This is a genomic window from Pseudonocardia ammonioxydans (assembly GCF_900115005.1).
Classification (GTDB): Bacteria; Actinomycetota; Actinomycetes; order Mycobacteriales; family Pseudonocardiaceae; genus Pseudonocardia; species Pseudonocardia ammonioxydans.
This window is the reverse complement of record NZ_FOUY01000091.1, coordinates 1-9,316: the sequence shown is the minus strand read 5'-3', so window position 1 is coordinate 9,316 and position 9,316 is coordinate 1. Positions and strand designations below refer to the sequence as shown.

Below are 9,316 nucleotides of genomic sequence, written 5' to 3'. Positions count from 1 at the left end.
ATGCGCAGCTTCACCGACGCCGATGCCCTGTCGAAGGTGCTGCACTGGCGCCTCGGCCAGCTGCTCGAGAAGCGCGAACCCGAACGGGGCGCAGACACAGGGGTGGCCGAGGCGGACTGGACCACCGTCGCCGACACGCTCGCCCCCGGGGCGGTTCGGGACTACCTCCACGCGCTCGGGACGGTCGCGCTGGAGCGCCAGCACACCCTCGGCACGGAGATCGCGAACCAGCCCCCACAGTGGGCCCTCGACCGACTGCCCGAGGTCCCCGACCCGACCGAGGCGGCGCAGGACCGGGCCGACTGGGAGCGACGGGCCGGGCTCGTGGCCGCCTACCGCGAGTACCGCGGCATCCCCGACCACGAGGCCTCCCTCGGCCAGGCGCCCCCGACCGAGCAGCCCTTCGCCTACAACCTGTGGCGCCAAGCCACCGAGGCCCTCGACCCAGACCCGACCGCGCTGGCCTGGCAGCAGAAGGACACCACCGAGCTCTACCGGGCCCGGGAAGCCTGGGCACTCGAGCTGTACCGGGCCGATGAGTACGGCCCCCGCGCCGTGGGCGAGGACCTGGCCGCGACCCGGCGTCTCGCCGCGGAGATCCGCGACGACTCCCTGCTGACCCGCGCCGAAGCCGACGCCCCCGAGCCCGCCGGCGACCGCGCCGAGCTGCTCGCCACCGCGCAGCGCCACCAGGAACTCGCCGCGACCTACACCGACCAGGCCGATGTTCTCGCGCGGGAGTACGAAGCCCGCCAGCAGTGGTGGGAACAGACCGCGCCGTTGCGCGAAGCCGACCAGGCCGCCGCCGTCGAACTCGAACGCCGCAACCTGCCCACCTGGCGCGAAACCACCTTGCCCGACGAGGCGCGCGGCGAGCAGCTCGAGCTGCCCGACACCACCACGCCTGCCGGGGCGGGGACCGTGCACGACACGGTCACCCCGCCTATCGGAGACGAGCCGAGCAGCGCTCAGGACGAGCCCACAGCCACGGCACAAACCTCCGACGGCGCCGAAGTCGCCGCCGACACGAGTGACCGCCACCCGACGAACCGGGCGCGCGAGGCCGTCGAGGCCCTACGACAGACCGCCCACGGGAGCGAGCTCAAGCGGGCCCGGACCGCGCCTGCACGAGCCCGTGACCAGCACCAGCGAAGCGTTCACGACGCCTACACCCAGCGCGCCCGAAAGGACCAGCTCGACATCGAAGCCGAACGCACCATCCTCGGCCAGCAGCACGCGCAGCCTGCCCGCGGCCTCGACCACGGCTACGACGTCGACTACGGCCACGACGACTATGGCTACGACATCGACGACGACTACTAACCCGCCCGGGCACGGCGCCACGGTGCGGGGCAGGACTCAACTACGCTCGCGCGCCGCGGGGCAGGAGCCGGGAGGTGTCTTAACCCTTCACCATGCTGGCCCAGTAGGCGGCACCAGCCGCACGCAGCTTCTCCTGGTCGGGACCAAGCCCGGCCTCCCGCTCGGCGATCATCCCGGCCTCCTGCTCGGCAGCCAGCCGCAGGGCCCGCTCGTCGGCCAACACCCGGGCGCCGGTGACGGGCCACGGCCCCGGACACACCCCGCGATCGTTGTCCCCGATGTACTCGTGCCACGGCGGATCGACGATCTCGTAGATCGAGGCGGTGTCGCGCGGGAGACCCCAGGACACCTCCAACTCCTGTTCCGCCAGGGCCCGCAGCTGGTTCATGTGGAAACCCTGCGCGGAGGAGTACACGCCTTCGCGGAGGAACTCGGCCGAGACCGGGGCCCGCTCCCCCGTCGCCAGAATCGTCGCCATGGCACCGACGTAGACGTGACAGTGCCAACGGGCCTGCTCGAAGCCCGGAACCACAGCCTCGACCACGCCGGCGAGCTCGAGCCGGGCGGGCGAGAGGATCGACGTCCGCTCCGGGTCGCCGGCCCAACCGCACGACCGCTGGACTTCGCGCAGCAGCCGGTTCAGCAGCTCGCTGTAGGCCCCGCCCCACGCGTCGATCTCGTCGGACAGTCCGGCCTCGGCCATCCCGTCGAGCATCACCGACAACGACACCGGTGCCCGGAACAGCACCTCATGCGCATCGCGCGGTGGCGCCGCCGACGGATTGGTCACGTCGAACAGCGGCGCCGGCTCGACCCGGGTGGACCCGTACCGGCCAACACGTGCCATCCCGGTCACGACACCCACCTCCTGAGCTGGTCACCGGCACTGCTGCACAGCATCAGTGTAGAGGCTGGCCCCGACAGAGCACCCGGTTCCGCGCTGCTCCGACGGGGAGTGCAGAGGCTGGCTCCGTCACAGCACCTGTGTTCTCAAGGTATGCAGTCAGCGCCTCCTGTGAGCTTGCGTGGACCGGGCGCCGTCCCACCCGATCTGGGCGGTGTCCGGATCGCACGCTTTGGCGATCGTGGCGAGGATCTTGGCAAGGTGCTGGTGTCCGTCCGGACTGATCAGGGCCTCGTGATTGCGAGTGGACCACCACGAGCGGCACCTGGCGTTAACCTGTTCCGCCTCTGGCTGGCAACCCGAGGCCGCTTCGTCTGGATCCTGTCGAGCGTTCTCGACCTGGTCGATCTCGCAGGCGGGCCCTTCGACCCCGCCTGTAATTCAGGACCCGCCTCTGGGGGCTGCGTCGACCCGGCGCCGTCACGGCCCGTGGCATGTGAGTCCGAGGATGCCCTGCAACGGTCTCTACTCCGAACGTGTGTTCGATTTCTACTGTGCCCGCCCGTCATTCAAGGCGGGAATAGAGAACGGGCGACCCCGGCCAAGGGTCGCCCCGTGTTACACACTGGCGGGCCAGGCCAGCACACCCGACACAGGCCGGTCCAGGCGAACTGGACATGCCACCTGCTGCGTAGAAGGAGCGCTTTCGCAGGCCCGAGTCCGCATCGGGTTGCGGTTCCGTGGGCTGTCCGGACCGCGTGACACGCCCGTCATTTGCGGTCAGCTCATCGACCCTTCGGCCTGGCCGCCGAGCCGGGAGGGGGCCAGCCGGGCGTAAACGCCGTTTACGTGCCGCTTCTGCAGCAGCGCTGCGGCACGCCGAGAAGGCCCCCATTCCGCGGCCTCCCGTCCGTGATCTGCGAACATCTCCGCCGATCCGAAGTACCACCCGCCGGGTGGGAAGCAGACGGAGGGATTACTCCATGGCGCGTGTGCATGTCATCGCCAACCAGAAGGGCGGGGTCGGGAAGACCACCGTCACTGTGAACCTCGCCGCAGTGGTCGCCGACACTCTCGGCGGCACCACAGACTCCTCCCCGGTACTGGGGGTGTCGACCGACCCGCAGGCCTCCATGCTCGAATGGGCCCAGCGGGTGGGCGAGAGGCTACCGTTCGATTTTGAGCAGTGCCACGACAACCCCCAGCTGCTAGGCAAACTGCGCGAGATCCAACAGTACTCGCACATCTTCGTCGACACCCCCGGCAGCCTGGAAGACGAGTCCATCCTCCAGACCGTGCTCACCCAGGCCGACGATGTGATCGTCCCGCTGGAACCCGAGCCGATGTCGTTCTCCCCGGCCACCCGCTCGATCCAACGCGTCATTGAGCCGGCCGGCGTGCGCTGGCGAGTGCTGCTCAACAACTGGGACCCCCGAGACGGGGACAGCGACCTGGACCAGACCCGCGAGTACGTCGCTGCCCGGGGCTGGCCGAGCTTCAACACGGTCATCCGCCACTACAAGCTGCACACCCGGGCCTCGGCCGAAGGCGTGACCGTCGTGCAGTACGCCAAGAACCGGGTCGCGCTCGAGGCACGACAAGACTTCTTCCGGCTTGCGCTCGAGGTGCTCGGCACCGGAGAAGACGGACCTCGCCACGCAGGCGGCGTAAACGGCGTTTACACCGCAGGTGAGGAGTAGGCCATGGGGAAGCGCGTCAACCTCGCCGAACTCGCCCGCGAAGAAGTGCCCGACAACTACACTCCGGTCCCCGCAGCACCACCGCCCCCGGCCCCGGTGCCCCACCCGGCCCCCACGCCGAGCGCGGAGCCCGCCCCGGAGATCGCGGCGGCGCCGGCGACTCCCGAGCCGGGCCCGGACACCTCGCTGCTGCCGGTCGACGCGATCGTCTCGAACCCACTCAACCAACGCTCGAGCGACGACGAGCAGGACGGCGAGTTCTACGAACTGGTCTCCACCATCCGAGGGCACGGGGTGCTCCAGCCGATCGTGGTGTGCTCAGCGACCGCGTTCCTCGAGCGCTATCCCGCCGAGGAGTCGCGGCTCGACGGCGCTTCCTGGGTAGCCCTGATCGGGAACCGGCGCCTGCGGGCCGCTGCAGTCGCGGGCCTCACCCGGATCCCGGCACTGGTCAACGATGACCGGGTGGCCTCGATGTATGAGGTCATGCTGGTGGAGAACAGCCACCGCAAGTCCCTCGGCCCGCTGCATGAGGCCGAGGCGATGCAGCGGCTGGTCACCGAGGCCGGGATCACCCAACGCGCCCTTGCGACCCGGATCGGTCGCACCCCGATGTATGTCAGCCAGCGCATGGCGCTGCTCGGGCTGATTCCACCGCTGCGCGAAGCGCTCGAAGACGGCACGCTCAAGGTCGAGCAAGGTCGCCAGTTCGGCTCCCTGCCCGTCGAGCAGCAAGAGGCCATCGCCGCGGCAGGCCCGCCCTACCGCAAGCCCGCCGCGAACCTGCCTGCCGGCGTCGAGCCGCCGCGGCGGACCCGGCGCAGCATCGCGGTGTCCAGTCCGGCCCGGGCCGCGGCGTCGATCCGCGAGGTCTTCACCGAGAACGAGCGGGCCGAGCTCATCCGGTTGCTGTCCGAGGCCGCCGAGACCCCTCACCCGGCCCCGACCGGGCGCGCGGATGACGACGTCTCGGCTGCCGCCAGCTAACCGATCGGCTCGGCCAGCCACTCCCACGGCCCCGGTGCGTAAACGCCGTTTACGCACCGGGGCCGCTTCGTTGCCGGACCTCCCACGGGCCCGCGACCGGATCTTCACCGCGCATCACCCCCACGCCTCTCGACGTAACGCCGTTTACCCACCTCGCGACCTTGCCGGCGAGCGCCACTGCTGACTGGCACGCGGCGGAGCGCCTCCTCGTGCACGGTGCTGTCGGACGGCGGCTCCTGCCGACGACCAGGCAGCACGGCCGATGTTGAGGTGGGGCGCATAAACGCCGTTTATGCCTCGGCCCCGGCATGACCTGGCCGGGTTCTCCGGGTCCTGGGTGATCCGGGCGCGGGTCCGTCCCGGCCCGAGCGGATCGCTGAGCGCCGACGGCGCTGGTCGAGTCGAGAGAGTGACCGACGCCCGGCGAGGATAAACGGCGTTTACGCGCCACCACGTCCGACGGTGTGCTGGTGCCGGGGCTCGAACCAGACGAGCGCGGACGACATCCTGGGCGCCGGTGGCGGGGGCGTGCGGGGAAATGCTCGCGGCACCGGAGCAGTCGGCAAAGGTGTGCACCCACAATCGACCGTGGCTGCGTGCCGGGCGCGCTGGTAACGACGCGCCGCTCGTGGAAAGCGGCTGATGGCACGAGACTCTGTGCGTCCGAGACACGCAGCGGGGTGCAGCGCGGGCTGTTGTCGACGAGACTCACCGCAGCCGGCGCCAGCAACAGAGACTCCCGGGCAGTCGCGCTTGTGGGTGTGCCGAGGCTGTCGCTACGCCGGTCGCCTGGCCGCCGACCGGGGCGTAAACGCCGTTTATACGCGGCACTCCCTTTTGACGCCGGGGCTGCCGCGTGAGCCCGGCAGGGCCGGCCGCTCACGTGGGCGACGTAGCAGGCGACGTTGGCGGCTGCGCCGCCTCTCGGCACGATGCTGATCGCCCGAGTATCGCTACGCCCAGCAGTACCGACTTACGTCGGCCGTGCGCGAGGACCGGTAGGCACTCGCATGCAGCGAGGCGCAGTCGGACGGCCACGACGGTGTCCGGCGCGCCGACGGGCGTGCTCGCGCACGACGGGAAGCAGCTGGAGGCGGCCCGTCGAGCGCAGACCTAAATGCCGTTTACGCCCTGCTGCAGCCGGTTGCCGTACCCCGGTGGCCCGGAGCGTTCGAGCCCGCTCGGCTGTACCGGGCCTGTCCGCGGCCGGGGCGTTATCGACTCCCGCGGCGTAAGAAGATGCGAGCCTCGGCTTCGGGCCTATCGGTGCGCCGAGCTGTTGGCAGGTCGATGGACGCTGCTCGCGTGAGCACGCGCGGCCCGTGGTCGTCCCTGCCGGGTCGGGCGCGATAGCCGCGCCCGGGCGGAACGACGACACGGGGAGGGTGGTGTGGGCCGTGTTCTCGCTGCTCGTCGGACTCGGGCACCGCACAACGCCGGCAGAGGTAGCTGACTACGCCACCGGCGCGGAGGAGTAGACGGCGTTTACACCGCATGGGTTCCGCGACCCTCCCGGCGCGTGAGCTGGCGACCCGTCGCCATACCGGCCCCACGCTCGTCCTCCTCGAAGACGTTCCGCCCCGCGAGCTTCCACCGCGGCGACCATCGTGCAGAGGACAGCGATCGGCTCCGGCTCCGACGCCACCGGCGGCCGTTCGCCCCCGCCTCGAGGCCGTGGCAGCCGGTCGCGGAGAGCGCCGGCGGGGCGTAAACGGCGTTTACGCGACCGCGCGTGGAAGCGGCTCCGGACCCTGCCAGCCAGCGGTCCCGGTCCGCCCCGGGTGTGGGCCGCAGGCCGCGGAATGCCGACAAGGAGTGGGCTCTGCTTCTGCTCTCGTCGGTGGGAGGTGGCGTAAACGGCGTTTACCCCTATCGGGAGCGCCGACGGTGGAGCGCGGGCAAGTGCCCCGCCCTCCTCGGCAGACGCGCGCTAGGACGGGCAGCCCCCACGGTGGTGGGATAAACGGCGTTTACGCCCGACTCCGGGGGTGGACCTCGGTCGGCTGAAGGGCTTGGGCCGGGGACCGCCACAGCGTCGGTACTGCATTCGTCTTGGCAGGCGGCTGCACGAACCCGGAACACGGCGGTTCCTCCCGAGATGTCCGCGAGCTGCGCCCGGTACCCCGGGCCGCGCTGGGCCTGCCGACGGTCCGTGGACGCGCCAGGGAAACGAGCGCCCGGCTGCAGCGACGGACTGCAAGTCTGCCCGTCCCGATCCAGCTGGTGCGGATTGGACAGCCAGGAGGGAGCCGGGGGTGCCGCTGCTTCAGCGCAGCGACGGGCAAGGGGGTGGTGTAAACACCGTTTACCCCGCGACGGGCATGCCGTCGTACCGAGCGGACGCGCACGCCGCCTGTAGTCTAGGCGTCACGGGGCGATGCGCGACCGGGACCACAGTCGGGATCTCGATCGCCGTGGGCCACAGCTCGCACACGGCCGAGGAAAGCGGTCGCGACCGCAGCGGTACACGGCGATGCCCACACGTCTCGGCGCACAACGACCCCGCACCTGGACCGTGGCCGCGGTCCACCACAGGGCGCCTCTGCTCCGGCCAAGTCGCCGTACGCGCGCGATCGGCGACCGTAAACGCCGTTTATCCGGCCGTCCCGATGGCCTTTCGGCTTCCCGGTTGCGGTCGCACCGAGTCCGAAGCCCTATCCTCCGGCCCTTCGAAGCCAGTCCGGGCGCGGTGCCCCGTGGCCACCGGCGGATGCGGCAACGCGTCGAGAAGCTGCACGCTGGAGACATGCGGGCGAGCTCGAGGGGCGCGGCGAAATTCTGGGACACCCGCCGGTACGTGCCGCCGTGCCGGCACCGCCCCCAGAGGGAGGACCTCGAGCGGAACACGGTCATGGAGTGGTCCGCGTCCACGTGCGCCACCTCCTCGGCCGACCTGGCTGCGCGGACGCCGCAGGTTGTGACGAGCAGTGTTGTCTCGCTTGGGAGGAAGCGGTCCCCTGCCCGGTGGTCGGCGACCGCCGCGGCGCCGACCGGGCGGAGCGTAAACGCCGTTTACTCCCCGTCCCGTGGGGGGTTAGAGCCCGAGCCGTCGGGTCGGGTTGTCGTGCCTGACGGTGCCTTCGTCGATGTAGCCGCGCATCGCGGTAGTCGAGCGCCAGCGGCCGTGACGCACCAACGTCACCTCCGGCGTGCCGCTGGCATAGGCGGTGGTGGCGAACCCGCAGCGCAACGAGTGCCCCGTCCAGTGCCCACCGAGCCCGGCCGCGGCTGCGCGGTCGGCCACGATTCGAGCGATGGAACGCGCGGAGAGCGGCCGAGGTTGCCCCACCGGTCCACCCGGACGAACGCGACCGCCTCGCCGGCGGGGTAAACGCCGTTTACGCCGCAGGCTACCGCGGCCCCGGCCAGGCCGGCGCCGCGGTGCTCGAGCCAGGCCTGCCAGGCGCGCACCGGGCAGGTGCGCAGGTCGGTGCCATAGGCCAACCCTCGGGTGTGGCCGAGCGCCTTCTGGTCGATCTTGGAGGCGGCGATGAACACCCGCAGCCCCTCGGCGTCGACGAGTAGATCGCCGATACCGAGTGCGGCGAGTTCACTGCGGCGCAGGGCCGCGGCGAACCCGATCAGCAGCAGGGCCCGGTCCCGGGCGTCGCGATCGTGAGCCGGGTCCAGGGGCTCGAGCATCGCGCGCAGGTCCGCCGGTGCGGCGGCCGCGACTCGGGCGGGTCGGGTGCGGTGGGTACGCCGGATCCCGGCCAGCACGGTGCGGACCTGCTCGTCGCGGGTCGGCGATTGGTAACCGGCTACATCATGGGCGGCGGCGACGGCCGCGCACCACCGCTGCAGGGTGGACGGGCGCCGCACCTGGGCGTGCGCGACCAGGTAGCGAGCTAGCACCACCGGCGCGGCCGGGAGCGCCCGCTCCGGTGGGATCCTGGGCAGCACACCAATGCTCGAAGCGGGCCATGTCAGTGCCGTAGGCGCGCCAGTGCCCTCCGCTCGCGCGGCGCGCGCATAGTCACCCATCTGCTCGTCTAACGCTGAGGCTAGACGGCCGTGCAGCTGCCCCACTTCCGTTGCCACGTCCCCGTTCGTTGCGATCGTGGGCGGGACCGCGGCCTCGTCGGATATGTCGTCGAGATGCGCATCTGTGTCTCGTCGGGACGAATCCGGCGGTTTCGGTGGCGCGATCCGCCCCACCCCCTGGCCATAAAGAACCTGTCATAACGAGCCACCGTTACGGCGGATCGACCGAGCCTAGCAACCGAGAAGTGGCCATTTCCGGACATCAGCGCCGTCGACCAGATTCGGATCATCGAACCGCACCGACACAGCGCGGCGAGCGTGAGATAGTCGCATCCAGCGGATGCCCTTCTGCGCGGACCAACGTGACCTTAGACAAGCCACATTGAAGTGATCTCAACAAGATCGGCGGGGCCGGCGCAACGACACGCCCATAACGGGCAATCCGGGTAGCTGCTGCGGAAGACGTGGGGTCCTCGAT

General features: G+C 70.7%; 5 protein-coding genes. 3 read left to right on the top strand and 2 right to left on the bottom strand.

The window, feature by feature from the left end; translation table 11 throughout:
- Window positions 1–1,323, top strand: a 1,323-nt coding sequence (locus tag BM093_RS36395; protein WP_093357118.1) for a hypothetical protein, incomplete at its 5' end; no start/stop codon positions are given.
- A gap of 79 nt (window positions 1,324–1,402) precedes the next feature.
- Here BM093_RS36395 and BM093_RS33425 read toward each other — a convergent pair.
- Entirely contained in the window at window positions 1,403–2,179 is a 777-nt protein-coding gene (locus BM093_RS33425; protein WP_143105686.1) for a hypothetical protein, read from the bottom strand.
- 971 nt (window positions 2,180–3,150) lie between these two features.
- Between BM093_RS33425 and BM093_RS33420 the strand changes: the two genes are divergently transcribed.
- Both BM093_RS33420 and BM093_RS33415 read left to right on the top strand, forming a co-directional pair.
- Entirely contained in the window at window positions 3,151–3,867 is a 717-nt protein-coding gene (locus BM093_RS33420) for a ParA family protein (protein ID WP_093357110.1), read from the top strand.
- A 3-nt stretch (window positions 3,868–3,870) separates the two neighbouring features.
- Window positions 3,871–4,854 (top strand): ParB/RepB/Spo0J family partition protein, encoded by a 984-nt coding sequence (locus BM093_RS33415; protein WP_245773979.1) that lies wholly within the window; start codon window positions 3,871–3,873, stop codon window positions 4,852–4,854.
- A 3,138-nt stretch (window positions 4,855–7,992) separates the two neighbouring features.
- On the opposite strand, the gene BM093_RS33410 is transcribed toward BM093_RS33415, so the two are convergent.
- Window positions 7,993–8,757, bottom strand: a complete 765-nt coding sequence (locus tag BM093_RS33410; protein WP_143105685.1) for a site-specific integrase — start codon at window positions 8,755–8,757, stop codon at window positions 7,993–7,995.
- Between the last annotated feature and the right edge of the window lie 559 nt (window positions 8,758–9,316).

Bases quoted from the DNA above. Each gene is read 5' to 3' on its own strand.
- BM093_RS33420 (WP_093357110.1), top strand. From the start codon at position 3,151: ATGGCGCGTGTGCATGTCATCGCCAACCAGAAGGGCGGGGTCGGGAAG.
- BM093_RS33415 (WP_245773979.1), top strand. From the start codon at position 3,871: ATGGGGAAGCGCGTCAACCTCGCCGAACTCGCCCGCGAAGAAGTGCCC.